This window comes from Pedobacter sp. 01N310, from assembly GCF_056399805.1.
Genome location: NZ_JBFTSB010000009.1, coordinates 91,502 through 108,722, shown reverse-complemented (window position 1 = coordinate 108,722; position 17,221 = coordinate 91,502). Strand labels below are relative to the sequence as shown.

General features: G+C 38.2%; 13 protein-coding genes. 11 read left to right on the top strand and 2 right to left on the bottom strand.

Going from position 1 to position 17,221, the window contains the following annotated elements; translation table 11 throughout:
• Positions 1-169: 169 nt before the first annotated feature.
• From AC1DNH_RS18085 to AC1DNH_RS18075, 3 genes are read left to right on the top strand one after another with little or no spacing between them, the layout of a single operon-like run.
• The gene (locus tag AC1DNH_RS18085) at positions 170-1,459 is read left to right on the top strand and encodes a condensation domain-containing protein (RefSeq protein WP_477580883.1); all 1,290 of its coding nucleotides are present in this window, start codon (positions 170-172) and stop codon (positions 1,457-1,459) included.
• Positions 1,456-2,724 (top strand): hypothetical protein, encoded by a 1,269-nt coding sequence (locus tag AC1DNH_RS18080; RefSeq protein WP_477608544.1) that lies wholly within the window; start codon positions 1,456-1,458, stop codon positions 2,722-2,724. The genes AC1DNH_RS18085 and AC1DNH_RS18080 overlap by 4 nt, the downstream gene beginning before the upstream one ends.
• Positions 2,717-3,283, top strand: coding sequence for a hypothetical protein (locus tag AC1DNH_RS18075; RefSeq protein ID WP_477608543.1), 567 nt, complete (start codon positions 2,717-2,719; stop codon positions 3,281-3,283). The genes AC1DNH_RS18080 and AC1DNH_RS18075 overlap by 8 nt, the downstream gene beginning before the upstream one ends.
• Positions 3,284-3,567: 284 nt before the next feature.
• Here AC1DNH_RS18075 and AC1DNH_RS18070 read toward each other — a convergent pair whose 3' ends face one another.
• The gene (locus AC1DNH_RS18070) at positions 3,568-5,646 is read right to left on the bottom strand and encodes a CehA/McbA family metallohydrolase domain-containing protein (protein WP_477625549.1); all 2,079 of its coding nucleotides are present in this window, start codon (positions 5,644-5,646) and stop codon (positions 3,568-3,570) included.
• Positions 5,647-5,805: 159 nt separating this feature from the next.
• Here AC1DNH_RS18070 and AC1DNH_RS18065 point away from each other — a divergent pair, with 159 nt between their 5' ends.
• From AC1DNH_RS18065 to AC1DNH_RS18035, 7 genes are all read left to right on the top strand, one after another.
• On the top strand, positions 5,806-6,642 hold the full coding sequence (locus AC1DNH_RS18065) for an alpha/beta fold hydrolase (protein WP_477580896.1): 837 nt from the start codon (positions 5,806-5,808) through the stop codon (positions 6,640-6,642).
• Positions 6,643-7,213: 571 nt separating this feature from the next.
• Positions 7,214-7,834 (top strand): peptidase M16 family protein, encoded by a 621-nt coding sequence (locus tag AC1DNH_RS18060; RefSeq protein WP_477580898.1) that lies wholly within the window; start codon positions 7,214-7,216, stop codon positions 7,832-7,834.
• A 154-nt stretch (positions 7,835-7,988) separates the two neighbouring features.
• Positions 7,989-9,338, top strand: a complete 1,350-nt coding sequence (locus AC1DNH_RS18055) for a M28 family metallopeptidase (RefSeq protein ID WP_477625548.1) — start codon at positions 7,989-7,991, stop codon at positions 9,336-9,338.
• Positions 9,339-9,382: 44 nt separating this feature from the next.
• Positions 9,383-9,856 carry a TspO/MBR family protein gene (locus AC1DNH_RS18050; RefSeq protein ID WP_477580902.1) on the top strand — a complete coding sequence of 158 codons (474 nt, stop codon included), beginning with the start codon at positions 9,383-9,385 and terminating at the stop codon, positions 9,854-9,856.
• A 48-nt stretch (positions 9,857-9,904) separates the two neighbouring features.
• Complete coding sequence (locus AC1DNH_RS18045) at positions 9,905-12,202, top strand: patatin-like phospholipase family protein (protein WP_477625547.1); 2,298 nt, start codon at positions 9,905-9,907, stop codon at positions 12,200-12,202.
• On the top strand, positions 12,199-12,729 hold the full coding sequence (locus AC1DNH_RS18040) for a hypothetical protein (protein ID WP_477580906.1): 531 nt from the start codon (positions 12,199-12,201) through the stop codon (positions 12,727-12,729). The genes AC1DNH_RS18045 and AC1DNH_RS18040 overlap by 4 nt, the downstream gene beginning before the upstream one ends.
• Before the next feature lie 734 nt (positions 12,730-13,463).
• Positions 13,464-14,033 (top strand): 2'-5' RNA ligase family protein, encoded by a 570-nt coding sequence (locus tag AC1DNH_RS18035; RefSeq protein WP_477580908.1) that lies wholly within the window; start codon positions 13,464-13,466, stop codon positions 14,031-14,033.
• Here the strand turns inward: AC1DNH_RS18035 and tamL are convergent, their stop codons facing one another.
• Positions 14,034-16,466, bottom strand: coding sequence for a translocation and assembly module lipoprotein TamL (gene tamL / locus AC1DNH_RS18030; RefSeq protein WP_477609917.1), 2,433 nt, complete (start codon positions 16,464-16,466; stop codon positions 14,034-14,036).
• On the opposite strand from tamL, the gene AC1DNH_RS18025 reads away from it, so the two are divergent.
• A complete protein-coding gene (locus tag AC1DNH_RS18025; RefSeq protein WP_477580912.1) occupies positions 16,451-17,197 on the top strand; it encodes a TrmH family RNA methyltransferase in 747 nt (248 codons plus the stop codon). The two genes, tamL and AC1DNH_RS18025, sit on opposite strands and share 16 nt — an antisense overlap.
• Positions 17,198-17,221 lie beyond the last annotated feature (24 nt).

The window sequence follows — 17,221 nt, the reverse complement described above, 5'->3', positions numbered from 1 at the left end:
CTCCCGTACGATCGTCACCCTGAATTTATTTCAGGGCCTTAATAGCAGGAGAGATGCTGACCACGTAGTAGCTACAAGACAACTGAAAACACTATTTACACTTGTAAAACGAGTTCAGCATGACGGAACGCTTAAATTCGGGATGACGAACCCCATATAATACTAAAAAATGAAAAGAAAACTATTATTTGGCGAAAGGATGTTATACGGAGATGGAAACAGTCCGTTTAACATTGTAATACCTTTCAAAATCAGGGGAGAAATTAAGGAAGATGATTTAAAGTTTGCCTTATTCAAAATCCAAAAAAAACACCCCTGGTTAACCGCCGCAATACGTTTTGATGAAGATAAAAGGCCCTGGTTTGTAACCAATCTTACCGAAACCTTTAGCATTCCAGTTCGCATTGTAGATAGATTAAACGATGAGCATTGGGAGGAGGAATCTACCTATGAATGGAAAACCGTTTTTGATGCTTCAATTGCACCACTTTGCCGCATTACATGGGTTAAAGGTAAAGACGTATCCGAATTTTTGATGGTATATCACCATTGTCTTTGCGATGGCACTTCGGCACTTTCTATTTTAACAGAATTGCTTCAGCTTTTGGATGACCCCGACACCAATATTGGGAAAGAGGTTCCAATTATGGATATAAAAGATGTGATTCCGAAAAAGGTATTAAATAGCTACCGCAACAGGGCCAAAAACGGATTAATCGGCAAAATTGCCACTTTAGCACTTTGGATCATCCCAATAAAAAAGGTAGCGGTAGAACGTAAAAAGGATTTTATGCTCCGATGGAAATTTGATCAGGAACTTACCAAGCAGATTATCCAGTTTTGCAAAGCCAATCAATTCACCGTAAATACTTTGTTGAGCGCTGCTGTTTTAACGGCATTTAAAGCGGTGAGAAAAGAAAAAGCATTTAATAAAATATCATTACCGGTTGATATCAGAAACTTTAACCCAATTATTAAAAAAGACCACATTTTTGCCTTCGGATTAATGATTGTACTTTCCCTGCTGCCAGAAAAAGACTTTATTGATAATGTTAAGGCCTTACAAAAAGATGTAAACGATAAATCAGCCAAACTTAATCCTTACAGCTTGATGATGATGATGGAAGCCTGTCACCCTGCGTTAAACAACTTCACCAATTTCTTAAAATATGGAAAATCGAGTAACGATTGTATGTTTTCCAACCTGGGAAAAATAGACATCGATTACCAATATCGAAACTTCGAAGTAGAAACCATATTCAGCCCTTCGGTAATGGGCCCCTTAGGTAACACCACCACCATGATTGCCTCCACCTACCGTAATCAAATGGATTTTACCTTTGTGGCTAGCGAAGGTTATGTTCCTTTTGTAGAAGCAGAAGCCATAAAAGAAAAAGTAATAGCTATCCTTAAAGAACAGGTTGAAAAACCAATCGAGATTTTAACTGCAACCGCATGAAAAGAAGATTAATTTTAGGCGAAAGAATAATGCATGTAGATGCCAAAACACCATTAAACTGTGTTTTTGGCGCCAAAATTTCGGGTAAAATCAGTGAAGAAAATTTGCACAGGGCACTGTTTAAAATCCAGCAGAAACATCCACTGCTGCAAATGGATATCGATGCTACAGGCAATACACCATATTTTGTACGAAACGAAAACATCAGAAAAATACCCGTTAGGATTGCTGATCGCCCAACAGATCAAAGCTGGTTGGCTCAATCAAAAATAGAGTGGTATAAACTTTTTGACACCTCAAACGAGCCATTAGCCAGGTTAGTTTGGTTAAAAGGCGAAACCGAATCAGACCTTTTGCTCGTACTTCCACACTGTATTTGCGATGGAACTACCATTTTAAATTTAATGCGGGAACTGATGACTTTGATTGATAATCCTGAGCAAAATCTGGCTCCATATCCTTCATTTCTTTCTGTTCGCGACCTGTTACCAGAAGATTTTGTAATCAGTAAGGCGGGCCATTTTAAAGGGAAAATTTTTGCAGCGCTTGGCCGTTTGTTTTTCTTTTTTAAATCTACTTCAAACAATAACATAGACAGGAGCAATTACGCCGTTCATTGGAAAATCAGTGCAGAAGACACCAAAAACCTATTAATTAAGTGTAAGGAAGAAAACACAACCGTGCACGCAGCCATCTGCGTGGCCTTTATGGAAGCTTTTAAACATGTACAAGGAACTAAAGCCCATGGCAAAGTGATCTGCCCGGTTGATATCAGGCGGTTTGTAGAAGCCATAAAACAAGATACCATGTTTGCCTTTGCACCCATTGTAGAGTTAAAATTAGCGCAAGGCGAAAATGATTTCTGGACAAAAACCAGAGCCTTAAAAACCGATCTGGAAGCAAAAGTAGCAGAAATGAAAGTCCACGACCTGTTAAACATGAGCGAGTATTTCCATTCATCAGTAAATAAAATGATTGGTTTTTTGAAAACAACGAAGGGCACACACGATGTGACGCTCAGCAACATGGGACTTTTAAACATCCCGAAGGATTATCAGCATTTTTCGATTGAAACCATTTATAGTCCTACGGTTGCTTTCCCATGGAAAAATGCCAACACTTTAGTATGCAGCACTTTTAACGGACAGCTGGATTTCTCTTTTATGTCAAACGAATCATTTCTTCGGGAATTTGAAGCCTGGCAGATCAAAGACAGGGTAATGGAACTGATTAAGGAAAATTTAAACGAATTGGCCAATGTCTGATAAAGTGGAATACGATGAGCGGGCAAAAGTGTCGAACTGGCGAAAGTTTGTGCGCAAAAACCTGCTGATACACCTTATCCCAAACACGGCATTGAATACTATAGTGCCATATTTTGCTTTTAAAGCGCAAAATTCGGTGCATTTATTTAGTGGAGAGCAAAATCTGGCCAGGTTTTTATTGCCAATGTCGTTGCTCCTGCCCTTCATGATTACCCTTGATATTTTAAAAAAAATAAAATTACTGCAACACTCTGGCGCCATTAACTATAAGATAGACGAAAAAATTACAGGTTATCCTTTTATATTGAAAAAAGCAGGTTTAAATGGCTTGTACAGCATTTTGGTGGTATTTGCATTGATGCTCACACTGCACTTCTCTTTTCCTAAAAATCACGATTTCGGAATTACACCATCTGCTGTATGTGCGGGATTGTTGGCAGGTTTATATTCCATTACCTTTTTTTATCTCGCTATTAGAAGGTTTAGAATTGATGCAGTAACGCAATATCATTTTGAAAACGGCTGTCATTCTGAACGCAGTGAAGAATCTGCCCAATAATGGGATTACTATTCAATGTATATATTAAATCCTTACTTTACAATATAAATATCTAGTAAAATGATAGCTTTCAGCAAACTGCAAAGATTCTTATCGATAACAGATTCTAAAAATCGGTCGTCATCTCGACCGAAGCAACGCGTAATGGAGAGATCTTTGGACTATATTAAAAGATCTCTCCACTACGGTCGAGATGACGATTCTTCGCGGGCCTATCAATACGTTAAAATCCCTCATTCATGTTGGTTTTACACAATAAATTAACCCTCAGAAAGACAGTAAAACTACTCTAACCAAACCATTTGTGTAAAAGCACCATTGGTTGCAACATCCCATGCCTCTACCCTTACCCAATGCCGGCCTTTTAAATTAACTGCCCAACTGTAATCCTTTTTGCCGAAAGCCTGGGTATCGTTTAAATTAATACGGTTGCGATAAACCTTCGTTCCATCACCCGATACAATTTCGACAGAGCTTAAGGGGAATGTCCAGTTGAGTTGCATATTTATCTTTGCTTTTCCACTATTATCAATCTTCAAAGTCTCTCCCGCTCCTTTTCCATTAACATTAAAACTCGGGATCAATACCTCACCTGTCGATACAAAAAACTTCCCTTTCCGCATTACATCTAAAACAGGCTGCCAGCCATCGGCATAATTAGGTACCTTATCCAACTGCAAATAATTCACGTTTAAATGTGCATACATTTCATTTTGCTCAGTAATGGTAAAGATATCAGCCTCTGAAATAATGTGTTTTTTCAAACCCCAGTTGGCCATATCATCCATCAGGTTCAATACCCGTTTACTCAACGTTGGCAACGAAAGATCCCCTGGAATGGCCTTCCAGGCTGCGCCCATAAAAGTCTCCGATTTAAAAAAGTCTTCTTCTTTATATTTATCTGGATAACCTGTCGAAGCCTTTGTTCGGGCATGGGCAGTCCAGGCTAAGCCATGTTCTTGTTCCAATAGTTTAAGCATTTCTGCTTTATCATTAATGCGGTAAACTTTACCATATTTAGGATCGTGGGTTTCGAAAGGCTGATCGCTTTTTCTCGACATAATCCAATAAATTGGTTTAGGAAAAAATGCCAGCCAATGTCCACCATAAAAATTATTGGCTTCTTCTCCTGGTAACAATAAAAAATTTGGATCAGATAACCTTTTGGTTTGTTTAAACAAGGCATCTAGTTCTTTTAAACGTACCGAATCTGGTCCTTTAGGGTGGCCTGGTCCGTGAAATTCGGCAAGCTTAACAATATTTAAACCCGCCTTTTTCAATACCTCAACAAATTCGGGCTTTTCCGGAACGGCTTTTCCACTCAGCACTACGTCCGAAATAAACTCATTATGGAAATGGCTAGCCATTGTTTTATAACCTGCCAAGGGCACATAAGTATCATTGTGCGTAAACTTTTTAACTTCATCCAATGCTGCTCCTGCCTTCCCAGTGCTCAATAAACAGAAAAAATTAAGACGCTGTTGGGTATTTGGTGGTGCATTAAACCAGGGCACATAACGTTTATCGCCCAATGGATCCTGCCTGATCCCAATACCAAAGTCGGGGATTAAGTTTAAATAGTTGCTTCCTTTCCAGGTAAATTTAAGGTTAAAAGCTTCATCTAAGGGATAGAAGTATTGATGCGGAGCAGGAAAAACGGCCAAACTTCCACCATTATTTTCGCCGATAACGGTACGGTATTTTACTTCCAAGTTTTTACTTGGATCTGCTTGTGCTGCCTTTTCGCGCTGAAGATTTCCTTTTACATCAGACCAAGCGATATTAGACCAGATATCTTTTTTGCTAAGCAATCCGGCATCGTATAAAATGGCTGTAGAATCTTTTGGGGTTGATACAACTGCAGCCACATTAAACAAAGGGCTTCCATTGTAAAGTGTTATTTCTAAAGCACCGCTAAAGTTTTCGCATTGAACTCCATTTATTCGCACCACAGTTTGCGAGCCCTTCGTAGAAACACTGGCTGCCCCTTTTTTGAATTTTACAACGTTTGTGGTATATGGTCTGGTTGGAACCCGGTCGAAAAAAACATCCCAGCCCCCACTGGTTGGACTTAAAGTGCGTTTACCTATTCTCAGCACAAATCCAGGGTCAAGATGAGCAGCAACTTCTTTTAAGGCGCCTTGCTTACCTAACAGCAAACTTTTAAACAATGGTTTGGTACGATCAAGATCTAAAATCATTTTACCTAGGGTTCCTTTACCAGCTGGCCAGGTGAGCATGAGTTCTTTTTGACTGGAAGAAACTGTTGCACCGTTGGTTTTAAATGATTTTAGGTTTACCTGGCTTTGCGCATAGCATGCTGAAAAGCATATTATCAATAATATAGAAATACTGTTTCTCATACAACTTAATCGTTTTAGTATAGATATAACGCAAGATAACAATTAAGTGCAAAACATAAAATATTCGCTAATCAGCAATGCATTGTGTTCATTATTTATTTTTTAAGAAAAACATAAATAACATTGCTTAACTTAAGTAAGAATTTTAAACCAAATATCTTGCATCCTATTCTCATCAGAAACAACGTTAAAATCCTTGGCGAAGGTAGTCAGGTAATTGTATTTGCCCATGGCTTTGGCTGTGCGCAAAGTTCTTGGAAATTTATTACAGATGCTTTTCTCAATGACTACAAAGTAATACTATTTGATTATGTTGGATCTGGCGATTCAGACCTAAGCCAATACGACCAACGTAAATATGCTACACTCGAAGGATATGCCTGTGATGTAATCGATATTATAGAAGCGCTTGATTTAAACAACATTATTTTTGTTGGTCACTCGGTAAGCAGCATGATTGGCATGATTGCCGCATTACAGATGCCAGAAGCATTTAAAAAATTAGTTTTTATTGGTCCTTCGCCGAGGTACTTAAATGATCGTGATTATATAGGTGGATTTAATATTGAAGATATTGAAACTATATTTGAGCACATAGCAGATGATTATGTAGCCTGGAGCAAGCAATTGGCACCGGTAGTAATGAATACCCCCTTAAAACCCGAATTAGCTGACTTTTTACAGGAATGTTTTGAAGCTACCGACCCAAACGTGGCCCTGGCCTTTGCAATGGCAACTTTTAAGGCCGATTATAGAGACAAATTAAAAAACCTCGGTGTGCCAAGCCTTACCCTGCAAAGTTCGAACGATATTATGGCTCCTTTATCAGCCGGCGAATTTATCCATAAAAATACACCAGAGAATTTTTTGGTTGTAATGAAAGCCACAGGGCATTTTCCGCACATTAGCGAACCAGAAGAAACCATCAGGGAAATAAAAGACTTTATTGAAGATATCCGTTTAAAATCGGCATCTGATCACCTGTATGCCTCCTAATGAATTTCAACCGGCATAAACTAAAAATTTTTAGCAGAGACCGATTATTGTTTTAAAACACTTTTGCTTCTTTTTTATCCTTTTCGCGGATCATGGTAATCAGCCTTACCCATACTTATATTGATCTGCAAGTTAAACCATCATCCTCAATAGTCTGTAGGCGCGCGCTCAGTTTACGACCTAAACTCATTACATAAATGTTTGAAAGCATTTTATGTCAAACAAGTACATTCAGCAATCAATTTTTAAGCCGGATCAACCTGCAAAAGGCGGCTCACGATATATCTGGCGATTACATGATCATCAACTATTAAACGATTCATTACGATCAGATTATCGTTGCAATTAAAACTCAGCATAACCTGGAGAATATTTTCACAAATAAATAATGAACAAAATGAATAAAATATATATTTGTAAAAAATATACCCCATTTTCAAAGCGCGCACTACCCCAATCGTCTAATATTTTTGCCTTTCCACTGACTACATATAGTCAAAAAAACCATTCAGAAGTAAACTTATAATACACTAAAGAGAAATCATCAACCATAAAAAATAAAAAAAATAAAATGAACAACATTAAAACAATTGCATTCGCTGCATTAAGTATCTTATCGGTTTATAGTGCGAAAGCTCAAAACTTTAAAGAGCCTGTTAGCTATAAACTTAAGAATGGCATGAATATCATTATTTCAGAGAACGAACGTTCGCCAAAGGCATATTCTAGCTTTACATTAGATACTAAGGCTTTTCAGGGCAAAAAAGACGGCATAGTGGAGCTGTTAAACGCCGTGTTAAACGAAAACCTAAGTAAAAACTCAAATATTAGCTTTAAGGATAACAGCGGCAAGCTGGCTACATTAAATGCAGATCTTGAGAACGACCTGGCAACAATGGCCTCGGTAATTCAAAATGCAAGCTTCGACCAAAAAACTTTTAATACGGCTAAAGCTAAGTTAATTGCCAGTATAAAATTGCAGGATTACGATTATGACCAAACGGTAAATGAAAATTCGATTAATACATTAACCTTGGCAGATATTAAAAACTTTTACAGCCAGATTTCTCCAGAAAAAACATTTTTAACGATTGCCGGAGATGTTGAATTAAATACAGCCAAAGCTTCAGCTAAAAAAGCTTTCGGCAACTGGAACCGCACACAAGAACTTGCATTAACTGTGGCAAGGTAATATTAAAATTAAATTTGAGGCCCTTTGATTAATTTCAAAGGGTTTTTTTATGCCCAAAATGTTACAAGAGATTAGGTTTATACCGCCTGTATTCAAGGAATCATTCAATATATTCGTTTTTAAATAAAATCATTGTTTCTGAAAAAAACGACAGATGAAAAAAATCTACACTCTCCTACTTCTTGTTACTATAAGTTTATCTCTACAGGCACAGGTTGTGGTTAACCGAAATCAGGATATTGATAAAATGGTTAAAGCTGTAAATCAGGATTCGCTAAAATCATATATCAGTAAAATGGTTTCTTTCGGAACAAGAAATACGCTTAGTGATATTAAAAGTAAAACGAAAGGAATTGGGGCTGCCAGAAATTGGGTCGTAAATAAGTTTAATCAGTTTGCAAAGCAAAGTGATGGCAGGCTTACTGCATACCTGGATACCATTACATTTAAACCTGATGGCAAAAGAGTAGATCAGCCTACACTTTTAGGCAATGCTGTAGCCATATTAAAAGGCACTGATGCAAACGACAAACGTGTTTATGTGGTGAGCGGACACCTCGATAGCCGAGTTACCGATGTAATGAACAGAACCAGTGATGCACCTGGCGCCAATGATGATGGCAGTGGTGTTGCGGGCGTAATTGAGGCTGCAAGAATTATGAGTCAATTTAAATTTTCTGCCACCATAATTTTTGTAGCCGTAAGCGGTGAGGAACAATCGTTATTAGGCTCTGGTTTTATGGCTGCAAAAGCAAAAAAAGAAAACTGGAATGTAGATGCCATGTTAAACAATGATATGATTGGCAGCAACAACAGTAGCGAAACGCAAATCATCGACAATACCAGGCTCCGTGTATTTAGTGAGGGCTTACCCAGCTTTGATCTGGATAAAAATGCGAAGAGCATCCGTCAGTTTGGTTTAGAAAACGATGGCAAAAGCCGTCAGTTGGCACGGTATGTTAAAGAAATTGGCGAGCGTTATGTAGATCAGTTAGAAATTAAATTAATTTACAGGAACGACAGATTTCTCCGGGGTGGAGATCATACTCCATTCGTAGAAAATGGATTTACAGCGGTTCGCATAACCGAAATGAACGAAAACTTCGATCACCAGCACCAAGACCTTAGAACTGAGAAAGGCGTTAGGTATGGCGACCTTCAGGAATTTATGGATTTCGAATATTTACGTAAAAATACAGGTGTAAATATTGCGGTTTTGGCCAATCTGGCCAAAGCACCCTCAAGCCCTAGCGAAGTAAAAGTTGATGTAAAAAACCTGAGCAACTCTACCTTTTTATACTGGAAAGCACCTGTTAATGGCGCAGTAAAGGGCTATTATGTTTTAATGCGCGAAACCAGCAGCGCCATTTGGGAAAAGAAATTTTTCACTTCTGCCACCGAATTACGATTACCTTATAGTAAAGACAATTATTTATTTGCGGTACAAAGCATCGGAAATGACGACACTGAAAGCCTACCAATAGTGCCAGGAATTGGCAGGTAATAAAACTTTTGGGGTTTACCGTTGTTTAAACTCAAATTTAGCGCATGAAATTTAAACCTGTAGCTTTTCTTGTAAATATAGCCATCACACTGGGTGTTGGTGCTTTAGGAGGGTGGGCAACCGCTCAATCAGTTAAAACCTGGTACCCAACGTTAAACAAACCGTCCTTTAATCCACCAAACTGGCTTTTTGCACCTGTTTGGACTACACTATATATACTTATTGGTATTGCGGCTTATCTGGTGTGGATTAGACGCGATAAAATTGTTCATTTCCCGCGAACAGTTGCCATTTATTTAATCCAGTTAATTTTAAATTTGGGCTGGTCGTTTATTTTCTTTTACCTGCACGAGCTAGGTTTTGCCCTGGCCGAAATTATTTTACTGTTGATCATCATTGTCATCAATGCATCCATGTTCTATAAAATAAACAAATGGGCGGGTTTAATATTCATCCCCTACATCCTTTGGGTAAGTTTTGCATCATTTTTAACATACAACATTTTCATATTGAACTAATTTTAAAAGAAAACCCTATTTTTAAGGGTGGTAACTTTTAAAAGATTTTTGCTGATCCTCTTCGTTCTGTGCTGTAACCAATTGCAGGCGCAAAAGGTAGGTCTTGTGTTTAGCGGTGGTGGCGCAAAAGGATTGGCGCACATTGGCACATTAAAGGCTTTAGAAGAAAACCACATCCCTATCGATTACATTACAGGCACATCGATGGGTGGCATAGTTGGCGCCATGTATGCTGCAGGTTATAGCCCGGCGGAGATAGAAAAAATTGCACTAAGCAACGACTTCCAAAATTGGGTAAATGGGCGGTACACCAGCGATTACACCTTTTTCTTTCAGAAAAATGCGCCCAATGCCTCTATGCTTAGCGCAAAAGTGGCAATTGATACGGGTTTCCATTTTAGCTTCCGTTCTAACCTCATTAACGATATTCCATTAAATTTTGCCTTTCTTGAGCTTTTTGCCCAGGCTTCAGCCGTTTCTAAAGACAATTTCGATAATCTTTTTGTTCCCTATCGTTGTATGGTTGCAGATGTACTTTCGCAAAAAAGTATCACAGTGAGCAAGGGAAGTTTAGCAGAAGCAGTAAGGGCAACCATGACGGTTCCGATTATCTACCGGCCCATTAAACTAGATGGAAAATATGTTTTTGATGGGGGGCTTTACAATAATTTCCCTGCTGATGTAATGGAAAGAGACTTTAAGCCTGATTATGTGATCGGCGCCAATGTTTCTTCAAAAACCTATAACGAATACCCTAAAAACATCGACGATCGTTTAATGAACCGCTTTTTGGTATACATGTTTCTATCCAAATCAGATTCAACCATGATCGGAAAAAATGGCGTATACATCCAGCCCAATCTGGCTACTTATAGCGTAACTAATTTTGCTCCTGTAGAAGAGCTGATTAAAAAAGGCTATGATGCAACAATAGCCGATATGCCAAGGATTAAAGCTTTAATCAGCAAAAGAGTGAGCGATGAAGAACTGGCACAAAGAAGGGAAAAATTTAATGCGAGAAAGCCAGATCTAAAGTTCAGCAACATCATTGTAACCGGTGTAAACAGTCAGCAAAAAAAATATGTAGAAAGGCTTTTCAAAAGCGATAAAGTTACTTTTAACCTGCAGGATATTAAACGTGGGTATTATAAACTGGTTGCCGACCAAACTTTCGAAACCGTATTTCCTAAAATTTCATATCAGGCAGCAACAGACAGTTATACTTTTGAGGTGGTGGCACAGCCGAAAAAGAGCTTTAAACTCGAATTAGGCGGCAATATATCTACAAGGCCCATCAGCAATGTTTTTTTGGGTGCTCAGTACAATTACCTCAACCGAAAATCGTATACTTTTGGAACCAGCTTTTACTCTGGCCGCTTTTACGAATCGGTACAGGTTAATGGCCGGGTAGATTATCCAACCAGACTTCCCTTGTTTCTGGCCGCGGAGTTAACCTATAATCACTGGAATTTTTATAATACCAGCCAGATATTTATCGAAAACCCACGCCCCATTTACATCGAACAATCTGACCGTAAGATTGACCTTATGATGGGAATGCCTTTAAATTACAATACCAAAATTGTTCTTCATTCTACTTTTATAAATAATAATGATCGCTATAGCCCAAACAATACCTTTGCGGTAGGCGATCTGCTCGATCAAACTATTTTTAATGGGTTTAGGGGATCCTTAAATCTCGAAAAAAATTCGTTAAACCGGAAACAGTATGCCAGCAGAGGTCAAAGCTTTTCGCTAAGTTTCAATTACACCACAGGCCGCGAAAACTATAATCCCGGCAATATTTTCCGAACCACTCCGGGTTTTGTTAAAATTCCGGGCAGTAGTCATTTGCGTCAATGGGGAAGCATAAAACTTACCCAGGAAAACTACTTTTTACACATCAAAAAATATACATTGGGTTATATTGTGGAAGGCGTTTTCTCTAACCAACCTTTATTTAGCAATTATTACGCTACGCTTTTAACTGCTCCAGCCTTTTATCCTTTGCAAGATAGCAGATCGTTATTCCTGGATAAATTTAGGGCCACAACCTATGCTGCTGGCGGAATAAAAAACATTTATAATGTTAAAAAAAATCTCGATTTTAGATTGGAAGGTTATTTATTTTTACCCCATAAGGAGTTTGAGCTGAATAATTTTCAGGATGTAGATTATGCCAAAGCCATCACAAAAATACGCTATGCAGGTACTGCAGGTTTAGTTTACCATTCACCGCTCGGCCCTGTAAGCCTAAGTTATAATTTATATAATGATGCAGTTAAAAGAAATGGTGTATTATTGCATATCGGTTATTTAATTTACAATAAACGTTCTATCGAATGAAACGAATCTTACTCTTGCTTTCACTGTGTTTAATCGGGTTTTTCAGCCATGCACAAACCGCAGCAATCAATAATTTTCTGGTAAAAGAAAATTTGCTTAAAAACAACAAACTGGCCATTATAGCAGCCGATTCTTTAAACAACCCCAACGAAAACATAAACGGAATCTACACCTTTAGTGTAAGTGGTTTTACACAGGTATTAAAATTTAATGATGGCATAGCCGTGCTACCTTTACCCATCGATAAATCTACCTTCGTTTACATCAAACATCAAAACGACTCTGGCACCCACAGCAAACTGGTGTATGTATATAAAAAAGATACCGATTTAAGTCCGTATGCCATAAATAGTTTATGGCTTTTCATCATTCCGATTATACTGGTAATTATTGCCTTTGCCTTCCGCAAACTGATCATATTTGTGGTCATTGTTTTTCTGGTATTTGTGTATTTTAACCACAGCAATGGCTTAAACCTTTCTACCTTTTTCGAAAGTATATTCGATGGGTTAAAAAACCTCGTCTGATTTTCTAAATAAAATCGTCATCCGATAGCTATCGGATGCGAGGAGGAACGACAGCCTGTCCCGATTTTTCGGGAAAGCAATCTCATGCTATAAATTCTCTTATTCTTTTTAGAAAAGCAAGGCCTGTGGTGCTTCGGTTATACCAGTCCCGCCCTTTGCTTAATCCCGATAAAATTATAGCGATAAAAAAATCACTTAAATCGGGATAACGCTGTCGGTCGGGTTTATTTTACCACGGATAGCAGCAAGTTGTAGCCCCCTAAGCCCGATCGAAGCGAGATGCCGATTATTTCAATCGGCAGAAGCGGGAGCGGGACTACAGAGAACCAATAGCTTCTGCAAAGCCCTTCCCATAAAAAAGAAAATTAGTTATAACAGCAGTAAATTAACAATTTGTGCTCACGTTCGTTCCTAATAAGTGTGAAATAACAAATCGTTTAGCGTATAAGGTCTAATGCGAATTCTCTTTTTTTAGAAAAGCAAGGCCTGTGGTGCTTCGGTTATACCAGCCCCGCCCTTTGCTTAATCCCGATAAAATTATAACGATAAAAAAAAACCTTTAAATCGGGATAACGCTGTCGGTCGGGTTTATTTTACCACAGATAGCAGCACAGTTGTAGCCACCTAAGCCCGATCGAAGCGAGATGCCGATTATTTCAATCGGCAGTTTATCACGGTAGAAAATTAACAATTCATCATTACTTTTTTACTAAAATTTTTAGTAAATTTGATTTATGGAAAATCTATTTTTAGTGTGTTTAGTTCCTCCTGTTTCTGTTGTAGAAGACATAGATGAGATTAGAACATACATTTCAGAGAAATTTAATGTGTATGAATCATTAAAACGTCCGGCACACATCACCTTATACCCTCCGGTAAAGCTTTCAGCTTACGATGCAGAAAAAAGATTTTTTAAAGCTTTAGCAGATGCCGCTTTCAGTCAGCCATTTACACAGGTACTCCGAAACTTCAGTTCATTTCTGGAGCATACCTTTTATCTCGATGTTGAACAAAATGAGGGCTTAATGAGCCTGGAAAAACAGATTACTAAAGCATTACAACCTTTAAAACTGATAGCGAAAAAAGAAAAATTCAATCCACATTTAACTTTAGCGTTTAGAGATGTAAAACCACCCATTTTCAAACAGCTTTCTGCCGAATTTAAAGACCGGAAATTTAAACGAGAGTTCCCTGTTTCATCCTTTTCTGTTTACAAACACATGGATAAAAGATGGCAACCCTTTAAAGAATTTTCATTTAAAGATCCGGATACCAAACCCAAAATATTAAGCCTTTTCGGTTAATTAGAATGGCATACCAATACCAAAGTTATACTGTAGAAAACGATAGGTATCAGGCCCGTGTGTGGCGTTATAGCTATTTTTAAAATCCCTGGCCCCAGATAAAAATTTGCTGATTACCCACTGGTCTGATCCGATAAACTGAGGATCTTTAAGTTTTAGTCCCACATCAAACCTGAAAACAAAATACTGAACATCGTACCTTAAACCAACCCCAGTACCAATAGCAATTTGCTTAGCCAATTTACTAAGCTTAAACACGGTCAATTCATCCAACTCAGGGTATTCAAGCGTAATCGACTCCCCTCTGCGGATATTCCAGATATTACCGGCATCAACAAAGGCAGCCCCTTTCAAAGTAGCCCCGAAAAATTTCCGTGCAAGTGTAAACCGATATTCAAAATTAGTTTCTATCCGTAAAGTACCCAATTGATCCAGCCCAAAAACAGCCTTCCGTACTTCATCGCTGGCAAGTACTTGTCTATTATAATTACCTGGACCGATGGTTCTGGCCTGCCAAGCCCTTAAGCCGTTAGATCCACCGGCAAAAAATTGCTTTTCGAAAGGAATACCTGTTAAAATTGAATTACCATAAGCGTAGGCTAATCCGGTGTTTAAACGGGCAATAAATTGCCTTTCGCCACCCAAATGTTTATACCACCTAATATCTACCTCTGGCCTGGTGTACTGGTTAAAAGGCAAGCCTAATATCTTTGCCGGGTCGTTGTTTGCCGGATCATGCTTTGAACCTGTTAGTTTAGATATGCCTTGCAACATATTGCCTGCAATATCCATCCCTGCCCTTAAATAAACAAAGGTTCTCAGTTGGTTTAACTTATCCGAATTCAACGTGTAGGTATATTTCATACCCAGTGTTAAATCTTTACGATCGAGTAGTGAAGAATAATAAAGGTTGTTAAAGCGGGTAATTGCATCCACTTTTGATGTATCGAGGTTACCAAAACGGTACTCAAAATTTAATGGGGTAAAAGAGTGGAGTTTAGATTTGGTTTCAAACCAATCGTAAGTAATGGAGTTGATAAAAATCCTTCGTACCGAAACATCTTTTTGTAAGGCATAAATGTAACTGGTTGCAAAAGTAGTGTGCGGCATTCCGTTTCCACCTAAAACAGGGTTATAAAAAGGGATCATCAATCTCGGTACCGAAATACTCGCACTGATTGAGAAATCGCGCTGATAAATATCACTAAAAACCTTGGCACCGTTACCTATACGCGATTGCAAACCACCTTTCACCTGGAGTTCAAATCGTTCTGCTCCTCTAAAAATATTGTTGTTGGTATAAGTATTTCCGAGGGTAAAGCCAACGGTACCACCATTAAACGGAACCTCACCCTCCACGCGGTTACTCATTACCTTTTGAGGGGTGAGCAAAATGATTGCATTGATTTTATTTGAGGTACTGTCCCTTCTGAAATAATCGATCTTTACGTTTTTGAAAACATTTAGCTCATACAAGCGATCGTAAGTAAGATTTTCGTTCCGGATGTCATAAAGGTCACCTTGCTTCAGAAAATCGTAACGAACGATCGGATTACGCCTGTAACGCTTAGAGAAATCGGTATAAATAATCCCGTTCAAAGTATCTTTGCTTAATTTATATCTTGCCGAATCGGGCAAACCGTCAGGATTTGGCGCAATTAACAAATGTGTGTAACCAATATTAAACTGTTTATGCGGTCCATTTGCAGGATCTGTTACATTAAGGTTCAAATCGATTTTGTTAGTCTTAGAGCTGGGTTCAGCACCATATACATCAAAATTTACATAAGGTCTTAAAAAATAGAAATATCCATTTTCTTTCATAATGCGATAAATCTGCTCCCTTTCATAAGTTAAAGAGTCTTCATCGTACTGCATTCCCTTGTGTAAATGGGATATTTTAGCCTTATTCGATTCGTAAAGGTTCCTAATATTTGCATTTGGGATCGAATCAGAAAGTTTCTCAATAAAATAAGCAGGCCCAGGTTTTGCACTGAATACAATTTCGGCCTTTTTATCTGCAATCTTGATGGCAGAAGTTACTTCGGCCTGGCGGTAGCCCTTACTTTTTAAAAACTTCTGTATCTGTGTTCTGGAAATTTCGACCAATGTACTATCTAAAATAGCAGGGGGTGTACCAAACGGCTTAATATCGCTGGTTTTATACCGACCATCTTTTGTATTGAACAAATTGTACAAAGGCACATTGATACTCAGCTTAGATGCCGGCCTGATATCTTTCTGAACATAATTGTAAGCCTGTTCTTCAAATTTAGCATCAACACTATCAATAGTTACCTTTTTCACTATCGATTGATAGTCGGCAATGTATTTAGTTGATGAGCAGGCCTGAATTAAAACAATAATAAATAGTAATATTGCAGTGCTTTTCAGTTTAATATTTATTGAGTTTTGGTATGCTTTCAAAATCACAGATTAGTTTTATAAAGTCGTTACATCAAAAAAAATACCGTAAAGAACATGGTTTATTTATTGTTGAAGGTATAAAATCCATAAAAGAATTTTTTCAGTCAAGCTACCAGATCCATACTATATTTTACAACAGCGAACATTACAATTTGTTACCCAAATTGCCTGCAAATATAAACTTATTTGAAGTAAAGAACGCCGAATTAGATAAGATTAGTACGCTGCAAACCCCACAAGGCTTTTTAGCGCTCGTTCATATCCCAAAAAACAGAGAATTAGCGTTAACAGCGTTAAAAAATCAGTTCACTTTGGTTTTAGATGGTGTTCAGGATCCAGGTAATATGGGTACCATTATCAGAACGGCAGATTGGTTTGGCTTTAAAAACATCATCTGCTCTGCTGATTGTGTAGAAGTATTCAATCCAAAAACCGTACAGGCCACAATGGGTTCTTTGGCGCGGGTAAATATTTACGAAGCAGATCTGCCAGCCTTGTTAGCGGAAAATACCATCCCTGTATTTGGGGCGCTGTTAGATGGCGAATCGATTTACAAAACGCAATGGGGAGCAGAAGGATTGGTGATTTTGGGCAATGAAGGAAAGGGAATATCAGCAGAAGTGATCAAAAAAATAAATAAACCGGTAACCATTCCGAGAATTGGGGAGGCCGAATCATTAAACGTAGCAGTAAGTGCGGCAATCTTTTGTGCTGAGTTAGTGCGAGTTCGAAATTAAATTAAGATATTATTTGCGGGCTAA